The 19,656-nt window shown below is 73.9% G+C and carries 18 protein-coding genes; 2 read left to right on the top strand and 16 right to left on the bottom strand.

The window, feature by feature from the left end:
- Positions 1–16: 16 nt before the first annotated feature.
- A complete protein-coding gene (locus ACGFIA_RS17850; RefSeq protein WP_393260960.1) occupies positions 17–973 on the bottom strand; it encodes a response regulator in 957 nt (318 codons plus the stop codon).
- 1 nt (position 974) lies between these two features.
- Entirely contained in the window at positions 975–1,655 is a 681-nt protein-coding gene (gene rpe / locus ACGFIA_RS17855; protein WP_393260963.1) for a ribulose-phosphate 3-epimerase, read from the bottom strand.
- A gap of 261 nt (positions 1,656–1,916) precedes the next feature.
- On the opposite strand from rpe, the gene ACGFIA_RS17860 reads away from it, so the two are divergent.
- Both ACGFIA_RS17860 and ACGFIA_RS17865 read left to right on the top strand, forming a co-directional pair.
- Positions 1,917–2,804, top strand: a complete 888-nt coding sequence (locus ACGFIA_RS17860; protein ID WP_357386459.1) for a septum formation family protein — start codon at positions 1,917–1,919, stop codon at positions 2,802–2,804.
- A 76-nt stretch (positions 2,805–2,880) separates the two neighbouring features.
- The gene (locus tag ACGFIA_RS17865) at positions 2,881–3,771 is read left to right on the top strand and encodes a septum formation family protein (protein ID WP_357386461.1); all 891 of its coding nucleotides are present in this window, start codon (positions 2,881–2,883) and stop codon (positions 3,769–3,771) included.
- Positions 3,772–3,816: 45 nt separating this feature from the next.
- Here ACGFIA_RS17865 and ACGFIA_RS17870 read toward each other — a convergent pair whose 3' ends face one another.
- The 14 genes from ACGFIA_RS17870 to ACGFIA_RS17935 all read right to left on the bottom strand — a co-directional run bounded on the left by ACGFIA_RS17870 (position 3,817) and on the right by ACGFIA_RS17935 (position 19,560).
- A complete protein-coding gene (locus tag ACGFIA_RS17870; RefSeq protein WP_357386463.1) occupies positions 3,817–5,562 on the bottom strand; it encodes a M28 family peptidase in 1,746 nt (581 codons plus the stop codon).
- 230 nt (positions 5,563–5,792) lie between these two features.
- A complete protein-coding gene (locus tag ACGFIA_RS17875; protein WP_393260967.1) occupies positions 5,793–7,400 on the bottom strand; it encodes an RsmB/NOP family class I SAM-dependent RNA methyltransferase in 1,608 nt (535 codons plus the stop codon).
- Positions 7,397–8,323, bottom strand: a complete 927-nt coding sequence (fmt, locus tag ACGFIA_RS17880) for a methionyl-tRNA formyltransferase (RefSeq protein ID WP_357386467.1) — start codon at positions 8,321–8,323, stop codon at positions 7,397–7,399. Before fmt ends, ACGFIA_RS17875 begins: the two co-directional genes overlap by 4 nt.
- Positions 8,324–8,328: 5 nt before the next feature.
- Positions 8,329–8,889: a peptide deformylase gene (gene def, locus ACGFIA_RS17885; RefSeq protein ID WP_043324943.1), complete on the bottom strand. Its 561-nt coding sequence runs from the start codon at positions 8,887–8,889 to the stop codon at positions 8,329–8,331.
- A gap of 42 nt (positions 8,890–8,931) precedes the next feature.
- Complete coding sequence (locus ACGFIA_RS17890; protein ID WP_357386469.1) at positions 8,932–10,194, bottom strand: cytochrome P450; 1,263 nt, start codon at positions 10,192–10,194, stop codon at positions 8,932–8,934.
- Between the two features lie 95 nt (positions 10,195–10,289).
- On the bottom strand, positions 10,290–11,270 hold the full coding sequence (locus ACGFIA_RS17895) for an AAA family ATPase (RefSeq protein WP_357477781.1): 981 nt from the start codon (positions 11,268–11,270) through the stop codon (positions 10,290–10,292).
- A gap of 225 nt (positions 11,271–11,495) precedes the next feature.
- Positions 11,496–13,454: a primosomal protein N' gene (locus ACGFIA_RS17900; protein ID WP_357386473.1), complete on the bottom strand. Its 1,959-nt coding sequence runs from the start codon at positions 13,452–13,454 to the stop codon at positions 11,496–11,498.
- A 59-nt stretch (positions 13,455–13,513) separates the two neighbouring features.
- Entirely contained in the window at positions 13,514–14,704 is a 1,191-nt protein-coding gene (gene metK / locus ACGFIA_RS17905; protein WP_357386475.1) for a methionine adenosyltransferase, read from the bottom strand.
- A 97-nt stretch (positions 14,705–14,801) separates the two neighbouring features.
- Entirely contained in the window at positions 14,802–16,004 is a 1,203-nt protein-coding gene (gene coaBC / locus ACGFIA_RS17910) for a bifunctional phosphopantothenoylcysteine decarboxylase/phosphopantothenate--cysteine ligase CoaBC (protein WP_357386477.1), read from the bottom strand.
- Positions 16,005–16,018: 14 nt separating this feature from the next.
- Positions 16,019–16,285, bottom strand: a complete 267-nt coding sequence (gene rpoZ / locus ACGFIA_RS17915) for a DNA-directed RNA polymerase subunit omega (RefSeq protein WP_013285517.1) — start codon at positions 16,283–16,285, stop codon at positions 16,019–16,021.
- A 3-nt stretch (positions 16,286–16,288) separates the two neighbouring features.
- Positions 16,289–16,840: a guanylate kinase gene (locus tag ACGFIA_RS17920; RefSeq protein WP_357386479.1), complete on the bottom strand. Its 552-nt coding sequence runs from the start codon at positions 16,838–16,840 to the stop codon at positions 16,289–16,291.
- A gap of 25 nt (positions 16,841–16,865) precedes the next feature.
- Complete coding sequence (mihF, locus tag ACGFIA_RS17925; protein ID WP_013285515.1) at positions 16,866–17,183, bottom strand: integration host factor, actinobacterial type; 318 nt, start codon at positions 17,181–17,183, stop codon at positions 16,866–16,868.
- A gap of 175 nt (positions 17,184–17,358) precedes the next feature.
- Positions 17,359–18,198: an orotidine-5'-phosphate decarboxylase gene (pyrF, locus tag ACGFIA_RS17930; protein WP_393260974.1), complete on the bottom strand. Its 840-nt coding sequence runs from the start codon at positions 18,196–18,198 to the stop codon at positions 17,359–17,361.
- A gap of 87 nt (positions 18,199–18,285) precedes the next feature.
- Positions 18,286–19,560, bottom strand: coding sequence for an adenosylmethionine--8-amino-7-oxononanoate transaminase (locus ACGFIA_RS17935; protein ID WP_357386483.1), 1,275 nt, complete (start codon positions 19,558–19,560; stop codon positions 18,286–18,288).
- Between the last annotated feature and the right edge of the window lie 96 nt (positions 19,561–19,656).

Consider the following 19,656-nt stretch of genomic DNA (forward strand, 5'->3'; position numbering starts at 1 on the left):
CAGCAGGACCGCACGATCACGTAACGCCGCGGCGGCGGTCCACCGCCACGTACGAGCCGGGCTGGCTCTTGGCCACCGTCTTCATCTCCGAAGCCACCGCGATCGCCTCCAGCGGGTCGGTGAACCGCTTGCCGGAATCGGAGAGCGACACGCCGATGGAGAGCGTGACGAGCGCGGCGCGGCGGATGTTGCCCCGCCGGTCCTTCAGCTCCACGAAGCCGCGTTCCCGGTCGGTGGGGTCGTAGAGCGCGTCCGCGGCCTTCTCGAAGTCGACGACGGCCCGGCTGGTCAGCGGCCGGACCTGGCTGGGGGTGCAGACGATGACGAAGTCGTCGCCGCCGACGTGACCGAGGAACGCCGGCGGCACCCCGATCGACACCACCGCCCGGTGCAGGCTGCGGGCCAGGGCCGAGATGAACTCGTCGCCGCGCACGAAGCCGTACCGGTCGTTGACGCTCTTGAACCGGTCGATGTCGATGTAGCCGACGGCGTAGTCGACGCCGGTGCGTACCCGGTCGCTGATCTCCCGCCGGATCCGGCTGTTGCCGGGCAGGCCGGTCAGCGGCGAGACCTCCCGGAACTCCTTGTTGCGCCGCAGCGTGGAGTTGACCCGGGCCACCAGCTCCAGCGTGTCGAACGGCTTGACCAGGTAGTCGTCGGCGCCGACGCTGAGCCCGTTGACCTTGTCCTGGGTCATCCCCTTGGCGGTGAGCATGATCACCGGCAGGGCCGAGGTCATCGGGTCGGCGCGCAGCCGCCGGGTCAGCTCCAGCCCGTCGACGCGCGGCATCATCAGGTCGACCACTGCGAGGTCGGGCCGCTGCCGCTCGATGATCTCCAGCGCCTCCTGGCCGTCGGCGGCGTGCAGCACCTCGAAGCCGTGCAGGCGCAGATTGAACTCGACGAAGCGGGCGATGTCCTCGTCGTCGTCGACGACGAGGATCACGTCGGGTCGCTCGCCGGCCGGGTCCATCTCAGGCCCCGGTCATCGCACGTTCCGCCAGGCCCCGCAGGCGGCGTACGGCCTCCGCGGGGTCGTCGGCGCCGTAGACGGCGGTGCCCGCGACGAACGCGTCGGCGCCGGCCTCGGCGGCCTGCTCGATGGTGTCCGCGGCGATGCCCCCGTCGACCTCGATGCGCAGCTCCAGGTGCCCGCTGTCGACGTACCGGCGGGCCGCGCGCACCTTGTCCAGCAGGTGCGGCAGGAAACGCTGGCCGCCGAAGCCGGCCTTGATCGTCATGATCAGCAGCGTGTCGAAGCTCGGCAGCAGCTCCAGGTACGGCTCGATCGGGGTGTCCCGGTCGATCGCCAGCCCCGCCTTCGCCCCGGCCGAACGCAGGTCCTTGGCCAGCGCCACCGGGTCGTCGCACGCCTCGGCGTGGAACGTGACGTTGTACGCCCCGGCGTCGGCGTACCCGGGCGCCCAGCGGCGCGGGTCGGTGATCATCAGGTGCACGTCGAACGGGATCCCGGTGACGGCGCGCAGGCTCTGCACCACGGGCAGCCCGATGGTCAGGTTCGGCACGAAGTGGTTGTCCATGACGTCCACGTGCAGCCAGTCGGCGGCGGACTCCACGGCACGGACCTCGTCGGCGAGGCGGGCGAAATCGGCGGCCAGGATGCTGGGCGCGACGATCGGCGGCGGTACGGTCACCGGGCCAGTGTACGAACGCGATGATCCGGAGGTCGCGGCACGCCTCCCGGAACGACCATCGGTCACCCCGCCGTCACCCGCGGTGCACAATCCGGCCGTCCGGAGAGAAAGTCGGCACGAATAGTCGCCGGTGACTGGCCGATCGATTGAAAGATGACGAAACTCCTACAGGGACGGTCACGTATGCTGCACGCCCGGGCGCGGGGGACGCCGGTCGGGCCTGTGTCGACCGGCTGCCATCTCTCCCGGAAGGGGCGGACGATGCGACGGTGGCTCCTCGTGCTCGCGCTGGCCGGCGCCGCGACCGCGGTGCTCGCGGGTTGCGCTCAGACACACCGGGCCGACGGCGACCTGATCGACGACTGGGCGGCACTGCCGGCGCCGCAACTGTTCGTCCCGGCGACCGAGGCGTGCCTGCCGCGGCTGAGCACAGTGGTCGCCGCCGCCACGTACGAGACGGTGAACTGCGCGGGCAGCCACCTGGCCGAGACCGTGCACGTCGGCCGCTTCTCCGGCGCGGCGGCGCGGGGCGTACGCCCGGAACCCGGCTCCCCGGCGCTGCGCACCGCGCGCGCCGAGTGCGACCAGCGGGCCCGGGAGATGATCGGCGGGGACTGGCGGGCCGCCCGGCTGACCCTGAACATCGCGCTGCCGACAGTCACCGCCTGGACGTCCGGCGCCCGCTGGTTCCGCTGCGACCTGGCCGAGACCGACAGCATCGACAACACCCGCCCGGTCAACCGGGTCGGCAGCCTGCGCGGCGCGCTCGTCGGCGACAACCCGCTGCTGCACAGGTGCTTCGACCCGAAACTGATCGGCCAGAACCTCAACTACATGGCCCCGGTGCTGTGCACCGAACCGCACCGGGCGGAGTTCGTCGGCGTGTACGAGGAACGCGACATGAGCTGGGCGGAGTTCACCCGGGGCGCGCCCGCCACACACCGGCGCTGCATGACGCTCATCGCCGCGTTCGCCGAGGTGCCGGACAACGCCGAACTGCCCTACCGGGCCGGGTCCATCTTCTACCCGCCGTCGCAGCGGGAGTGGGAGGAGGGCGACCGGGGCGTGCGCTGTTTCCTGTGGAGCGACGACCGCAAGCTGAACCGCTCGGTGCGCGGCGCCGGACCCGAGGGACTCCCTGTCACCTGAACGGCTGCCGTATGCTGCACCGCCGAGGCGTACCGGGTGACCGGACGGCGCCGGACGCGCGGGGAGGTCGGTCGGGATGCGGCGATGGTGGGTGGCGGTCACCGTGGGCGCGGCGCTGACGCTGGCGCTCGGCGGCTGCGCGGCGCCGGCCGGAGTGGACCGCGACCTGGTCGACGACTGGCCCGCGTTCGCCGCGCCGGTCGGTTTCGTGCCGAAGTCCGGGGCCTGCCATCCCACGGTCGCCGACGTCGGCTACCTCAGCGGCTACCAGCCGGTCGACTGCGCCACCCCGCACCGCACCGAGACGCTGCACGTCGGCACGATGACCGGCGCGGAGGCGGAGCGTTCCGCGCCCCCGCGTACCGGTTCGGCGGGAATGCGTGCCGCGCACGCCGACTGCGCCCGCCAGGTCACCCGGGCCGTCGGCGGGGACTGGCGCGGCGGGCGGCTGCGCCTGGCCGTGGTCCTCCCCTCGGCGCTCGCGTGGTCCGGCGGCGCCCGCTGGTACCGCTGCGACGTCGCGGAGATCACCGATCTGGACGAGGGCGCCGTGTCGCAGCGCACCGGCAGCCTGCGGGGCGCGCTGAAGCCCGGCTCCAAGCTCGCGCTCGGCTGTTTCAACCCGAAGCTGAGCAAGAACGAGGTGCAGTCGATGCGGCCGGTGGCCTGCACGAGCAAGCACCACGCCGAGTTCGTCGGCGTCTACCAGGCGCCGGACATCAGCTACGCGGAGTTCGACCGCACGTCGCTGCGGACGCACAAGGCCTGCCGCGGCCTGATCGCCAAGTACGCCGGGCTGCCGAACGACGGCAACATGCAGTACCGGGCCGGCACCATCATCTACCACCCGTACGAGGAGCAGTGGCGCGACGGCGACCGGGGGGTGCAGTGCTTCCTGTGGGTCTCCGGGCGGGCGCTGACCCGCTCGGTCAAGGGCGCTGGCGCCAAGGCGCTGCCGATCAACTGAGGCCCGGGCGGGGCGGGCACGCTCGCCCACCCCGCCCGGTACCGCTCAGCCGACCTGCAGCGTCACGTCGTCAACGACGAAGCTGGTCTGCAACGAGGCGTCCTCGACCCCGGTCCACTTCAGCGTGACCGTCTGACCGGCGTACGCGGCCAGGTTGAAGGTGCGCTGGGTGTAGCCGGTGGCCTTGTTCAGGTTCGAGTACGTGGCCAGCGTGGTCGAACCGACCTGCACGGTCAGCTTGTCGTACGCGGTCGAGGTGGTTGTCTCGGCCGTGTCGATGTGCAGCCAGAACGAGAACGTGTAGCTGCTGCACCCGGCCGGCAGCGTGACCGACTGGGACAGCGACTCGGTACGCGAGGAGCCGTACCCGTTCATCCACGCCTTGTACGACCCGGTGCGGGCCGCCTGGCTGGAGCTGTTGGTGATCACGCCGGAGCTGGCCGTCCACGGCGCGGTGCCGGACTCGAAGCTGCTGTTGCCGATGAGCTGGCCGCCGGTGCAGCCGCCGCTGCCGCCGGTCACGGTGATCGTGTAGCTGGCGGTGCGGGTGGCCGAGCCGGTGCCGGTCACGGTGAGGGTGAACGTGCCGGTGGTGGCCGACGACGAGGCGGTGACGGTCATGGTGGCCGAGCCGCCCGAGGTGACCGAGGACGGGCTGAAGCTCACCGAGACGCCGCTCGGGGCGCCGCTGGCGGACAGCGCCACGGTCTGCGCGCTGCCGGCGGTGGTGGCGGTGCTGACGGTGGCGGTGGTGGAGCCGCCCCGGGCGACGCTGCCGGAGGTGGGGCTCACCGAGACGGAGAAGTCGTTCGTCGGCGTGCCGCCGCCGACCGCGAGCGCCCAGATCGTGTACGCCACGCCGTCCGCGGCCCGGTTGAGGATGGTCGTGTTGATGTTGCTGGTGTTGTCGCAGGAGCGGTGGTAGCACCCGTCGTACGCCGCGCCCGCGGTGCCGCCCCACTTGCTGGCCTGCGCCGAGGTCTTGGTGTAGCTGGCGCCGGCCGCGTAGCCGGAGGTCTGGATGCCGGCGTTGGCGAACGAGTAGTCGTCCGAGCGGCCCTGCCCCTCGGTGTTCTCCTCCGGCGAGATGCCGAACGAGTCCCAGTACGCCTTCAGCGGGGCGGCGGTGGCCGAGGTGATCCGGTTGATGAAGTAGCCGCCGTTCGGCGAGCCCACCATGTCGAAGTTGTAGTAGCCCTTGATGTAGCCGCGCTGGGTGGAGCTGAGCTGGTTGACGTAGTGCTTGGAGCCCTGCAGGCCCTGCTCCTCGCCGTTCCACCAGGCGAACCGGACCCGCTTGGTCATGGTCGGGTTCTGCGCGGCGAGCACCAGGGCGTTCTCCAGCAGCGTGGCCGAGCCGGAGCCGTTGTCGTTGATGCCGGGGCCGGCGGCGACGCCGTCCAGGTGGGCGCCGAACATGACGACCTGGTCGGACGGGCCCTGCGGCCACTCGGCGATCAGGTTGTTGCCCGGGTAGGTGCAGGTGGAGCAGTTCTGCTCGGTGACCGTGTAGCCGGCGGCCTGGAGCTTGCTCTTGACGTAGTTGACCGACGCCGTGTAGCCGGCCGAGCCGGCCCGCCGGTTGCCGCCGTTGCTGGTGGCGATGGAGTTGAACTGGGTGAGGTGGGCCTGGACGTTGCTCAGCGAGACGTCCGGCGCGGCGAGCGCGGCGACGGCCGGGGCGGGGGCGGCCGGGGCGGGCGCGGCGGAGGCGGTGCCGGCCAGGCTCGCCGTCGTCAGGGTGGCGACGAGGGCGAGCGCGAGGCTCGTGGTCGGCGTTCTGCGTCTCATGGAGACTCCTCGTGGGGGTTCGGCGGGCGGGGTGCCGGGACCGGTGGTCGAAACAGTTACATGCATCGATCACGCAGTCAACGGGCTGTCACATCCCACCGACCCCCTCTGCCCACCGGGATGCCGCACACGCTCCATCCCTCCCCATTTCTCCGCATGGTGATCAAGGAGTTCGTGTCCGGGCACGGCCCGGGGACACGAACTCCTTGATCGACTGCGAGAGGTGTGGGTCAGGCCCGGCGCAGGACCGCCAGGAACATGGCGTCGGTGCCGTGGCGGTGCGGCCACAGCTGCACCGTGGGGCCGTCACCCAGGCCCGGCATGCCGGCCGGCAGCAGCGGACGCGCGTCGACGAAGTCGACGGCGAAACCGCACCGCCGGGCCGCCTCGGTCACCGTCACGTGCGTCTCCACCACGTGCGGCGAACACGTCACGTACGCCACCACGCCGCCCGGCCGGACCGCCCGCAGCGCGGCGGTGAGCAGTTCGCGCTGCAACCGGGTCAGCGGCGGCAGGTCCGACGGCTGGCGGCGCCACCGCGACTCCGGGCGGCGGCGCAGCGCGCCCAGCCCGGTGCACGGCGCGTCCACGAGCACCCTGTCGAAGTGGGCCTCCGGCAGCTTCGGGTCGCCGCCCACCGTGCGTCCGTCGGTGTGCAGCACCGTCACCGGCAGCCCACGGGTCGCCTGCTCCACCAGTCGGGCCCGGTGCTCGGCCACCTCGACCGCGGTGAGCCGCGCGCCACGGATCGCGGCGAGCGCGCCGAGCAGGCCCGACTTGCCGCCCGGACCGGCACACAGGTCCAGCCAGCGGCCGTCCGGACCGTCCAGCGGGGCCGCCGCCAGCGCGTCCGCCACCAACTGGGAACCCTCGTCCTGGACGTGCGCGCGGCCCTCGGCCACCGCCGCCAGGTCACCCGGCGCGCCGCCGGGCAGATAGACCGCGTACGGCGAGAACGCGCCGGGGGCGCCGCCCACCTCGTCGGCGAGCGCCACCGGATCGGCCAGGCCCGGCCGGGCGCACAGGTGCACCGGCGGGCGCTCGTTGTCCTCGATGAGCAGCCGGGTCGTCTCACCCATGTCGCCGCCGAGCGCCTCGGCGAACGACCGCACGATCCACTGCGGATGGCTGTACGCCAGCGCGAGGTGCCCGATCGGGTCGGTCTCCGGCGCCGGGGCGAGCTTGGCCACCCAGGCGTCGGCGTCCCGGGTGGTGATCTCGCGGAGCACGGCGTTGGCGAACCCGGTGGCACCCGGCCCGACGGACCGGACCAGGTCCACAGTCGACGACACCGCCGCGTGCGGGGGCACCCGGGTGTGCAGGATCTGGTACGCCCCGAGCCGCAGCGCGTCGCGCACCGGCGGGTCGATGCGCTGCACGTCCCGCCCGGCCGCGTCGGTGACGATCGCGTCGAGGGTGCCGGTGTGCCGCAGCGTGCCGTAGGTCAGCTCGGTGGCGAACGCGGCGTCCCGGCCGGACAGGCCGGCCTCGCGCAGCATCGCCGGGAGCACCAGGTTGGCGTACGCGTCGTCGCGGTGCACCGCGGCGATCGCCTCGTAGGCGATCTGCCGGGGCAGGTCGACGGCCGGACGGACCGGGCGCCCGCCCCGCCGGTCCCCGCCCCGCCGGTCACCGCGCTCACGGTCACCGCCGAACCGGTCGCCGGCACGCCGGTCCGCGGCGGGCCGGTCGGAAGGCTGCCGGGCGCCGCGCTCACGGTCGCCGAACCGGTCGCCGCCAGGTCGCTCGGAGCCGGGCCGCTCGGAGCCGGGCCGGTCGGCGTACCCCCGGGAGCGCTCGTCCCCGGCGGGCCGGTCCGGACGCGACGGCCCCGTCACGCGAACACCTCGCCCGCGGTGACCCGGGCGCCCCGCGCCCAGTCGCCGGCGGGCATCGCCTTCTTGCCGGCGGCGCGCACCTCGCCGAGGCGCACCGGCGTGGTGGCGGTGCCGACGAGCACGCCGGACTTCTCCACGTGCAACTCCCCCGGCTTCAGCTCCGGGCCCTCGGGCAGCGGGGTGACCGGGCCGAGCTTGACCCGGTCGTCGCGGAACGTGGTCCACGGGCCGGGCGCGGGCGTGCAGGCGCGGATGCGCCGGTCGACAGCGAACGCGGGGTCGCCCCAGCGGACCCGGGCGTCCTCCACCGTCAGCTTCGGGGCGAGCGAGACGCCGTCGGCGGGCTGCGGCACGGCCCGGGCGGTGCCGGCGCCGATCGCGTCCAGCACGGCGACCAGCAGCCCGGCACCGGAGTGCGCGAGCCGTTCCAGCAGGTCGCCGGAGGTGTCGGCGGGGCGGATCTCGTCGGTGACGGTGCCGTAGACCGGGCCGGTGTCCAGCCCCTCCTCCAGCTCGAAGACGCTGGCCCCGGTCAGCTCGTCACCGTGCAGCACGGCGTGCTGCACGGGCGCGGCGCCGCGCCAGGCGGGCAGCAGCGAGAAGTGCAGGTTGATCCAGCCGTGCCGGGGGATCTCCAGCGCCACCGGCGGCACCAGCGCGCCGTAGGCGACCACCGGTACGCAGTCCGGCGCCAGCTCGCGCAGCCGGTCGAGGAACTCCGGCTCGCGCGGACGGGCCGGGGTGAGCACCTCGACGCCGTGCGCGTCGGCCCACGCGCCCACGGGCGAGCGGACCAGCCCACGGCCACGACCGGCCGGGGCGTCGGGGCGGGTGACCACGGCGAGCAGCTCGTGCCCGGAGGCGGCGATCGCGTCCAGGGCCGGTACGGCGACAGCCGGCGTGCCGGCGAAGACAAGGCGCATCCGGGTCACCGCCCCAGGCCGAACGGGTTGCCGGCGGCGTGCGGGCTGAGCTTGACCGTCGGCGGGGCGGCCTGGTCGTACCACTCGGCCTGGCGGATCGCCTTCATGGCCTCCTTGCGGCCGGCCGGGTCGAGCCGGTCGACGAAGAGGACGCCGTCGAGGTGGTCGGTCTCGTGCTGCACGCAGCGGGCCATCAGGCCGGTGCCGACGATCTGCAACGGATCGCCGTAGCCGTTGAAGCCCTTGGCGATCACGTTCTGCCGGCGCTTGGTGTCGAAGTAGAGCCCGGGGATGGACAGGCAGCCCTCCGGGCCGTCCTGCTCCTCTTCGTCGGGGAACTCCAGCACCGGGTTGACCAGGTGGCCGAGGACGTCGTCGACGTCGAAGGTGAACACCCGCAGGCCCACCCCGAGCTGCGGCGCGGCCAGGCCGGCACCGCTCTGCTCGCGCATCGTGTCGGTCAGGTCGGCGATCAGCTTGCGCAGCTCGGCGTCGAAGTCGACGACCGGGTCGGCCGGCGTGCGCAGCACCGGATCGCCGAACAGACGGATGGGCTGGACGGTCACTCGGCGTGGCTCCTTGTCTGGGTCGAACGATGCGCGTCCAGTCTACGGAGTCGGCCCGGCCGCCCCGGGTGGCGTACCGGCAACGGTGACCGGGGACGCCTCCCGGCCCACGCGCACCGGCATCGTGGCGTGGCCACGCAGGGTGAGCCGGACCCGCCGTTCGGGCCGGCCCGCGAGGGCCAGCTCCGGCAGCCGGCGCAGCAGCAGCGGGAACGCCACCTGCGCCTCCAGCCGGGCCAGCGCCGCGCCGAGGCAGTAGTGCGGCCCGGCGCCGAAGGACAGCGGCGCGCTCTGCGCCCGCCACGGGTCGAAGCGGGCCGGATCGGGATAGCGGCGGGGATCGCGGTTGGCCGCGCCGAGCAGCACGATGACCCAGCTCTCCGGCGGCAGGTCGACGTCGCCGTACCGGGACGGCGCGGTGCTCATCCGCGAGGTGAGCTGCACCGGCGAGTCGTAGCGCAGCAGCTCGTCGACGTAGGCGGACGCGAGGTCGGACCGCTCGCGCAGGGCCGCCGCGGCGCGCGGATGCTCCAGCAGCGCCACCAGGCCGTTGCCGAGCAGGTTGGTGGTGGTCTCGAAGCCCGCCACCAGCAGCACGATCAGGTTGGCCAGCAGCTCGTCGCCGGAGAGCCGGTCACCGCCGTCGTGTGCCTGGACCAGCGCGGTGGTGAGGTCGTCGGCCGGCGCGCGGCGGCGGGCCGCCACCAGCTCGGTGAAGTAGGCGCGCAGCTCCGCCGCGCCCCGGTCGGCCACCGCCAGCTCGTCGGCGGTGATCTCCGGCTCGAGCACGCCGGTCAGGTCGGTGGCCCAGCGCCGGAACAGCGGCCGGTCCGCCGCCGGCACGCCGAGCAGCGCGCAGATCACCCCGACCGGCAGCGGGTACGCGAACGCGGCCATGAAGTCGACCGGCTCGTCGGCGGCGAGCATCGCGTCGACCAGTTCGTCGGCCTGTGCCCGCACCACGTCGCGCATGGCGGCGATCCGGCGCGGGGTGAACGCGCCCGCGGCCAGCCGCCGCATCCGGCTGTGGTCGGGCGGGTTGGTGCGCAGCATCGACCGGGAGATCGACATCACCGCTGGACTCTCCCGCCAGCCCGGCATGAACTGGTCGCGCAGCGCGTCGTCCATCACCCCGAACCGGGGGTCGCGCAGGATCGCGTCGGCCTCGGCGTAGCCGGTGACCACGTAGAAGACCGGCCCGGCCTGGACCACCGGGCCGTGCGCGCGCAGCCGCTCGTACGTCGGATAGGGGTCGACGCGACCCTCGGGGGACATCAGCAGCGCGAGCGCGTCGGTCGGATCCACGATTCCGCCTCCCCAGGCATCGGAGGCCTTCATCATGCTCCGGCCCGCCGGGCCGGGTGAACCCGTGCCGGCGAGGTGGCGGTGTCCCCGCGCGGTCAGGCGCCGGCGCCCGGCTCCCCGGCGAGCACCGGGCCGCCGCCGAGCAGCGCGTGCTCCGGCAGCGGCAGGGTGATGCCGTGGGCGTCCTCCCAGTCGTGGATCAGCCCCGGCCGGGCCTGCGCGGTGAAGTAGTCGACGGCGCTGATCCCGCCGACCACCGGCTCGTCCACCTCGGCGACCAGCCGGGCCGCGACCATCGGCAGGCCGGCGCGCACGGCCGCGCTGAGCCGCCGGTGCCCGTCGACGACGAAGAAGTACTCGCCGGTGTAGCCGATGCTCAGCGGCTCCGGCTCGTCGCCGCTGTCGGCCGCCTCGGCGGCGGCGTCGGCGTCCCAGAGGCCGCGCAGCGTCGACACGTCCTCGGTGGGGTACACCCGGTTCGGGTCGAGCAGCAGCAGCGGCCGGCCGGCACGCAGCACGTCCGCGCCGAGGCGGCCCTCGTAGACGTCGATGACGTGCGAGATGACCTGCTCCGGGTTGGCCCGGGTGGTGTCGCAGACCAGGTCGTAGTTGCGCAGGCGGGCCTTGTCGACGCCGTACCGGACGATGAACCGGCCGCGCTCGCTCTCGCTGCGCTCGCGCAGCTTGGTCCGCGCCTCCTCCAGCGAGGTGTAGCTCTCGGCCGGGCCGGACGGGCGGGCCAGCACCCGCCGGGCCGCCTCGCTCGGCTCGGTGATCATGTGCACCTTGAGCGCGTCGGTGAAGAAGTGCCAGGCCAGGCGGGAGTCCATGACCAGGGACTCGCCCGAGGCGGCGATGTCGCGCTGGAGCTGGTCGACGTAGCCGTCGACAGCCTGGTCCAGCTCGGCGTGCAGGTTGAGCTGGAGGGCGGTCATCTGCCGCTCCTGGGCCATCTGGCGGTAGAGGTCGCCGACGCTGACGCGGCGCAGCCCGAGCCGCTTGGCGATCTCGACCGAGACGGTGCTCTTGCCACTGCCGAGGTCACCGTTGAAGACGATCGACTGACGAACGGTCACGACTGGTCCACCCCTGCTCACCGGCTGACTGACGACATCGAGTGTCGGCCCGACGTGCTCTGGCACCCGCCGCGCCGCGTCCCGCGCGGGGAAACCGCGCGGCTGGGCATGACGGGCGATGCTATCACCGCCCGCCACTCGATTGCCGGACCAGGTGTGCGGCAAACCCCAGCTCACGACCGTGCGCGAGGGTGCGCGTGCGCACCGTCACGCCGCTCGCGTCTGTCAGAACAGGGTGAGCGGATCGACCTGGAGCCGCACCGGGTCAGGCGCCTTGCGGGCGCTGCGCTGCCCGGCGGCGGCGTGCAGCGCCTCGGCCAGCGCGACTGCCCGGGACCGGGGCACCCGTACCAGCATCCGCTCCCTGCCCTCGTCGGCCGGCACCGGGCCGAGCACCTCGGCGTCGCCCGGCAGCCGGGCGCCGGCGAGCAGGTCGGCCACCGCCTCGGCCGCGCCGGTGACGCTCGCCATCCGCACGGCGGGCGGGAAGCCCAGCTCCCGCCGCTCGGCCAGTTCCCGGGCGGCGAACCACGCGGAGTCCCAGCGCAGCAGCGCCTGCACCGGGGCCAGCGCGCCGTCGGCGACCACCACCACCCGGCCGCCCGCCGTACCGGGCCGGGCCAGCGCGGCGGCGGCCATCCACCGCCGCAACGCCTCCTCGCCGGCCCGCAGGTCGGCCCGGGTCAGCAGCGCCCACGAGTCGAGCAGCAGCACCGCGCCGTAGCCGCCCTCGGCGACCGGCTCGGCGCCCGGGGTGGCGATGACCAGCCCGGCACCGCCCGGCACGCTCGCCAGCACCTCCTCGCGCCCCGAGGTGCGCACCGGCACGCCGGGGAACGCCCGGCCCAGCTCCTCGGCGGTCCGCCGGGCGCCGGTCACCGAGGCGCGCAGCCGCCGCCCGCCGCACTCCGGGCAGGCGTACGCGGCGGCCACCCGGCCGCACCAGCGGCAGGCGGGCGTGCCCTGCGCCGAGGGCAGGGCGAGCGGCCCGGCGCAGTGCGGGCAGCGGGCCGGGGCGCGGCACTCGGCGCAGGCCACCGACGGCACGTAGCCCCGGCGGGGCACCTGCACCAGCACCGGCAGGTCCGCGCGCAGCGCGTCCCGGGCGGTGGTCCAGGCCAGGCTCGGCAGCCGCGCCGAGGCCGCGCCGGGATCGCGGGCCAGTTGCGGGTCGTCGCCGGTGGGCGCCATGGCCGGGGTACGCGCGCGCACCACCGCCCGGTCGGCCGTCACCTCGCGCGCCCAGCCGGTCTCCACCAGCAACTGCGCCTCCGCGGTACGCGCGTAACCGCCGACCAGCGCGGCGGCCTCACCGAGCCGCGCCCGGGTGAGCAGCACGTCCCGGGCGTGCGGGTAGGGCGCGCGGGGCTCGGCGTGCAGGTCGTCGCCGTCGTCCCAGATCGCCACCAGGCCGAGCCGCCGCACCGGGGCGAACATCGCCGCCCGGGTGCCGATCACCACGTCGGCCTCGCCCGCGCGGGCGGCGAGGAAGGCCCGGTAGCGGCGGGCCGGGCCGTCGGCGGCGGTGAGGCGTACGTGCCGTCCCGCGCCGAGCACGGCGGTCAGGGCGGCGTCGAGGCGGTCCAGGTCGCGGGCGTCGGCCACCACGACCACCGCGCCCCGGCCGCCGGCCACAGTGGCCGCGACCGCGTCGGCGTACCGGTCGGCCCAGTCCTCCCCCGGCAACGCGGACCAGACCGCGCGGGCGGGCCGGCCGTCGGTGAGCGCGCGCAGCAGCGCCGTCCCGGCCGGGTAGTCCCGCCAGCCGCGCGGGTCCACCTCCGCCCGGGCGGACGCGGTGCTCTCGGCGGGCGCTTGACCGCCGTCGGGTGCGGGCCCGTCGGTGGACGGCGCGGCGGCGTCCGTGACTGCCTTCTCGGCGCGGGCGTGCCGGGGCGGCACCGCGAGCCGGAGCACGTCGGCCAGGCTGCCGGCGTACCTGTCGGCGACCGCGCGGGCCAGCCGGGCCACCTCCGGGGAGAGCACCGGCACCGGGGAGACGACCTTCTCCAGGTACGCGAGCTTCGGGTGCTCGGACGACTCGGCGCGCTCCAGCAGCCAGCCGTCGACGAGTTGCCCGGCGAACCGCACCTTCACCCGCACCCCGGCCCGGGCGTCGGCGTCGAGCGCCTCGGGCACCAGGTAGTCGAACGGGCGGTCGAGGTGCGGCAGCGGGACGTCCACGCAGACGCGCGCGACCGGCGACCCCGGTGCGGGTCGCCGGTCGCGGCGCGTGGTGGCGGTCAGGCTCCCGCGGCCGACTTGAGGTCGGCGGCCCGGTCGGTGCCCTCCCAGGTCAGCTCCGGCAGCTCCCGGCCGAAGTGGCCGTACGCGGCGGTCTGCTGGTAGATCGGGCGCAGCAGGTGCAGGTCCCGGATGATGGCGGCCGGACGCAGGTCGAACACCTCGGCCACGGCCTTCTCGATCGAGGCGACCGGCACGGTCTCGGTGCCGAACGTCTCGATGAACAGGCTCACCGGGTGCGCCTTGCCGATCGCGTACGCGACCTGCGCCTCGCACCGCTCGGCCAGCCCGGCGGCGACCACGTTCTTGGCCACCCAGCGCATCGCGTACGCGGCCGACCGGTCGACCTTCGACGGGTCCTTGCCGGAGAACGCGCCGCCGCCGTGCCGGGCGTATCCGCCGTACGTGTCCACGATGATCTTCCGGCCGGTCAGGCCGGCGTCGCCCATCGGGCCGCCGATCTCGAACCGCCCGGTCGGGTTCACCAGCAGCCGGTAGCCCTCGGTGTCCAGGCCGAGGCCCTCCAGCTCGGGGGCGATGACGTGGTCCCGGATGTCCGGGGTGAGCAGCGACTCCAGCGAGATGTCCGCCGCGTGCTGGCTGGACACGACCACGGTGTCGAGCCGGACCGGGCGCAGCCCGTCGTACTCGATCGTCACCTGGGTCTTGCCGTCCGGCCGCAGGTAGGGAACCGTGCCGTCCTTGCGCACCGCGGCGAGCCGGCGGGACAGCCGGTGCGCCAGCGCGATCGGCAGCGGCATCAGCTCGGGCGTCTCCGAGCAGGCGAAGCCGAACATCATGCCCTGGTCGCCGGCGCCCTGCGCGTCCAGCGCGCTCTCCGACCCGCCGGTACGCAGCTCGAAGGCGTTGTCGACGCCCTGGGCGATGTCCGGCGACTGGGCGCCGATGGACACGCTGACGCCGCAGGACGCGCCGTCGAAGCCCTTCTTCGACGAGTCGTAGCCGATGCCGAGGATGGTCTCGCGGACGATGGTCGGGATGTCGGCGTACGCCTTCGTGGTCACCTCGCCCGCCACGTGCACCTGGCCGGTGGTGATCAACGTCTCCACCGCGACCCGGCTGTGCGGGTCCTGGGCGAGCAGGGCGTCGAGAATGCCGTCACTGATCTGGTCGGCGATCTTGTCCGGGTGGCCCTCCGTGACCGATTCGGACGTGAAGAGACGTGTCACGGCACTCCTAAGCATGTGAAGACTTCTAAAGGTCGCTCGGCGGCAGTTTAACCGTCCTCGTTACGCCGTGACCCTCTTAAAACGTGCTGACCAACCGTCAGGAAGGCAACGGCAATCGCTGGCGGACGAGGTCCCAGACCGCGTCGGCGACGGCCTCCTTGGGCTGCTCGGCCAGCCGGTGCACGGCGCCGTCGGCGCCGATCACGGTAACCGCGTTGGTGTCGGCGCCGAAGACCTTGTCCACGCCGACCTCGTTGACGACGATCAGGTCGGCCCTCTTGCGGGCCAGCTTGGCCCGGCCGTTGGCCTCCGCGTCGTCGGTCTCGGCGGCGAAGATCACAAGCACCTGCCCGGGCCGGCGGACGCGCCCCAGCTCGGCGGCGATGTCGGGATTGGTGACCAGCTCGATGGTCGGCGCGACGCCGTCGTCTGACTTCTTGATCTTCCCGCTGGCATAGGTGGCGGGCCGGAAGTCCGCCGGCGCGGCGGCCATCACCACGGCGTCCGCGTCGGCGGCCGCCGCGATCGTGGCGGCGCGCAGCTCCTCGGTGGTGCCCACCCGCACCACGTCCGCCCCGGCCGGGTCGGGCAGCGCCACGTTGGCCGCGACGAGCGTGACCCGGGCGCCCCGGGCCACGGCCGCGCGGGCGAACGCGTACCCCTGCTTGCCGGACGACCGGTTGCCCAGGAACCGGACCGGGTCCAGCGGCTCGCGGGTGCCTCCGGCGGTGACCACGACGTGCCGGCCGGCCAGGTCGGCCTCGGCGCCGCGGGCCAGCGCCCGGCGGGCCACCGCGAAGATCTCCGCCGGGTCGGGCAGCCGGCCCTTGCCGGTGTCCCGCCCGGTGAGCCGGCCCACCGCGGGCTCGATCACGCGGACGCCGCGCGAGCGCAGCGTGGCCACGTTCGCCACGGTGGCCGGGTGCTCCCACATCTCGGTGTGCATGGCCGGGGCCAGCAGCACCGGGCAGCGCGCGGTCAGCAGCGTGTTGGTGAGCAGGTCGTCGGCGAGGCCGTGAGCGGCCTTGGCGATCAGGTCGGCGGTGGCAGGGGCGACCACGACCAGGTCGGCGTGCTGCCCGAGCCGCACGTGCGGCACCTCGTGCACGTCGGACCAGACGTCGTCGGCGACCGGCCGGCCGGACAGGGCCGCCCAGGTCGGCGCCCCGACGAAGCGGAGCGCCGAGGCGGTCGGCACCACCCGGACCCGGTGACCCGACTCGGTGAAGAGCCGGAGCAGCTCACACGCCTTGTAGGCGGCGATGCCGCCGCCGACCCCGAGGACGATCTCGGCGGGCATCGGCGCGGGCGTGGTTACGGCTGGTCGGTCGGCTCGGCGGTGAGCAGGCCCGCGTTGATCTCGCGCATGGCGATGGAGAGCGGCTTCTCCTGCGGGGTGGTCTCCACCAGCGGGCCGACGTACTCCAGCAGGCCCTCACCGAGCTGGCTGTAGTAGGCGTTCACCTGACGGGCACGCTTGGCGGCGAAGATGACGAGCGCGTACTTCGAGGTGGTCTTCTCGAGCAGCTCGTCGATCGGCGGGTTGGTGATGCCCTCGGGGTTGGTGGCGATGGATCCCACGAATTAAACCTCTGCGTCTCGTGCGCCGCCCGCGGGCGGTCGGGCCGGAGCCAGGAAGGACGAACCGAGTAATCCTACCAGCTCCGCCGCGGCGCGCTCGGTGTGGTCGTGTGAGACCTCGTGGGCGAGGAGGGCCGCGACGTCCGGGGCGGCCCGGTACGCCGGCGGCGCGAGCAGCACCAACCGGGCGCCGGGCGCCGCCGCCCGTACCGCCAGCGCGCCGGCCGGGTCGAGCGGCAGCAGCACCGGCCGCCCCTCGGCCAGCCGCGCGCGCACCTGGGCCCGGGGCACCCCCCGGCGGTACGGCCCGATCCGGCACCACTCCAGCAGCTCCCCGGCGGCGATCAGGCGGTCGAAGCCGGGCGCGTCGAGGAAGACGCGGTCCACGCCGTCGCGCTCGTCCGGGCGCGGTGGCCGGGTGGTGGCGACCACCGGGACCCAGACAGACGCAAGGCGCGCCCGGACGGCCTCGACGACACTGCTCCGGCCGGACCCGGAGGGACCGGTCAGGACAGTGAGCCGAGCCACCGAGCGCGCCTCGTCATCCGTGCTCACCGCTTGTTTCTACACGGCGGGCCGTTCAGTTCGCGGCGAACTCTCCGAGCAGAGCCTTGCGCTGCTGCTCGCCGAGGCCGCGCAGGCGACGGCTGTCCGCGATCTTGAGCTTCTCCATGATCTGGGTGGCCCGGATCTTGCCGATGCCCGGCATCGCCTGGAGCACGGCCGAAACCTTCAGCTTGCCCACGACGTCGTCGGACTCGGCCCGCTCGAGGACGGTGGCGAGGGTGGTCTTGCCCTGCTTGAGCTGCTCCTTCAGCTCAGCGCGGGCCTTGCGGATCTCCGCGGCCTTCTCCAGCGCGGCAGCGCGCTGCTCGGGGGTCAGTGACGGGAGCGGCACCAGTTCTCCTCAGGTCCCTAGTACGGCGGGCTGAGCGCCCCACCGCATCTGTGAAACGTGGTGTCGCTGGAAACCAAAGGGGTCCGTGGTTCCCAGCGCGGGGAAAACTAGCGGTCAACGGAGATTTCGGCAACGTGGACGCGCGATGATCAACACAAAGTGACCGAGCCGTCAGTCAGTCGGCGACGCCCAGGGCGGCCCGGCAGTCGGCAAGCACCCGCTCCGTCGCGGCCCGTAGGCGCTCCGGGTCGGGGCCCGCGCCGAGCACCTCCCGCGAGTACGAGGGAAGCACCGACGGCAGCGCGGCGCCGAACACGGTACGCAGCCCGGCCGGCGTCCCGCCCTGCGCGCCCATCCCCGGGGCGAGCAGCGGACCGTTGAACGATTCCAGATCGTGACCTGTCTCACCGACCGTCGCGCCGACCACCAGACCGAAGCTGCCGAGCGGCTCCGCATCCCGGTTGAGCTGGGAAATCTCGTCGATCACGGTCTGCGCCACGGTGCGCCCGTCGGCACCCACGGCGCGCTGCACGGAGGCCCCCTCCGGGTTGGAGGTGAGCGCCAGCACGAAGACCCCACCACCGTGCGCGGTGGCGGTGGAGAACATCGGGGCGAGCGAACCTACTCCCAGGTAGGGGCTAGCGGTGACCGCGTCGACATACAGAGGGCTGGATGGATCTAGGTACGCCGAGGCGTACGCGGCGACTGTCGAGCCGATGTCGCCGCGCTTGACGTCAAGCAGAGTTAACGTTCCCAAATCTCGCAACTGTCGGATAGTTGACTCAAGCACACCGACGCCACGCGCGCCGAAACGCTCGAAGAACGCCGACTGCGGCTTCATCACGGCGACCCGGTCACCGATCGCCTCCACCACGGTGCGGCAGAACCGCTCCAGGCCCGTCACGTCGTCGGACAGGCCCCAGGCGGTCAGCAACCCCGGGTGCGGGTCGATCCCCACGCAGAGCGGCCCTCGTTCCGCCACGGCCCGGTGCAGGCGGGCGCCGAACGTCTCCATCGTGTCTCTCCCTCTCCCGACGGCCCCGGGGCCGCCTGGCGTGTCCGGCGACGGCCTCCCGTCGCGCCCTGTCGAAATCGGCCGGACTCAGCCGGCCTTGACCGCGGCGGCCACTCCGGCCGCGATCCGCGCCACGTCCGCGTCGTCGCAGACGTACGGCGGCATCGTGTAGACGAGATCCCGGAACGGGCGCAGCCACACCCCCTCGGCGACCGCCGCGGCGGTCGCCCGGGGCAGGTCCACCTCGTGGTCGAGCTGCACCACGCCGATCGCGCCGAGCACGCGTACGTCGGCCACGCCGGGCGCGTCCCGCAACGGTTCCAGGCCGGCCCGCAGGCCGGCTTCGACGCCCGCCACCCGTCCCGCCCAGTCCCCGCCCCGCAGCAGGTCCAGGGAGGCGTTCGCGACCGCGCAGGCGAGCGGATTGCCCATGAACGTCGGCCCGTGCGCCAGCACCCCGTCGGCGGAGATCGCCCGCGCCACCTCCGGCGTGCACAGCGCCGCGGCCAGCGTCAGGTACCCGCCGGTGAGCGCCTTGCCGACACAGAGCACGTCCGGGGCGACTCCGGCGTGCTCGGCGGCGAACATCCGGCCGGTCCGGCCGAAGCCGGTGGCGATCTCGTCGAAGACCAGCAGGATGCCGTGCCCGCGGGTCACCTCGCGCAGCACGCGCAGGTAGTGCGGATGGTGGAACCGCATGCCCCCGGCGCCCTGGACCACCGGCTCGACGATCACCGCGGCCAGCTCGTCGGCGTGCCGCTCGACCGCCTCCACCAGCGCCGCCTCGTACGCCGGATCCGGTGGCGCGTCGAAGCCGGGCGGGGGCACCGGCGCGAACACCTGCCGGGGCAGCACGTCGCCCCAGAGGTGGTGCATGCCGCCCTCCGGGTCGCACACGCTCATCGGGTGGAACGTGTCACCGTGGTAGCCGCCGCGCCAGGTGCCCAGCCGGCGGCGTTGCGGGCGGCCCAGCGCCCGCTGGTACTGCAGGCACATCTTCACCGCGACCTCGACGCTCACCGAGCCGGAGTCGGCCAGGAAGACGTGTTCCAGGCCGTCCGGGGTCAGCTCGACGAGCGTGCGCGCCAGGCGTACGGCGGGCTCGTGGGTGAGCCCGCCGAACATGACGTGGCTCATCCGCCCGAGCTGGTCGGTCACCGCGGCATCCAGCACCGGGTGCCGGTAGCCGTGGATCGCCGCCCACCACGACGACATCCCGTCGACCAGCTCCCGCCCGTCGGCGAGCCGCAGCCGCACCCCTTCGGCGCTGTCCACCACGTACGGCGCGTTAACGCCGGGCATCGCCGCGTACGGGTGCCACACGTGCCGCCGGTCCGCCTCCAGGATCTCCTCAGGCGTCATGACTCCTCCTCGTTCCCCCTCCCGCCCCCGCCCTCTCCCTCCCCCGCGATCTTGCGGTTGCTGCCCCGGCCGCGCCCGGAATGAGGCGGTGTGCCG

This window comes from Micromonospora sp. NPDC049203 (assembly GCF_043197215.1).
GTDB lineage: Bacteria > Actinomycetota > Actinomycetes > Mycobacteriales > Micromonosporaceae > Micromonospora.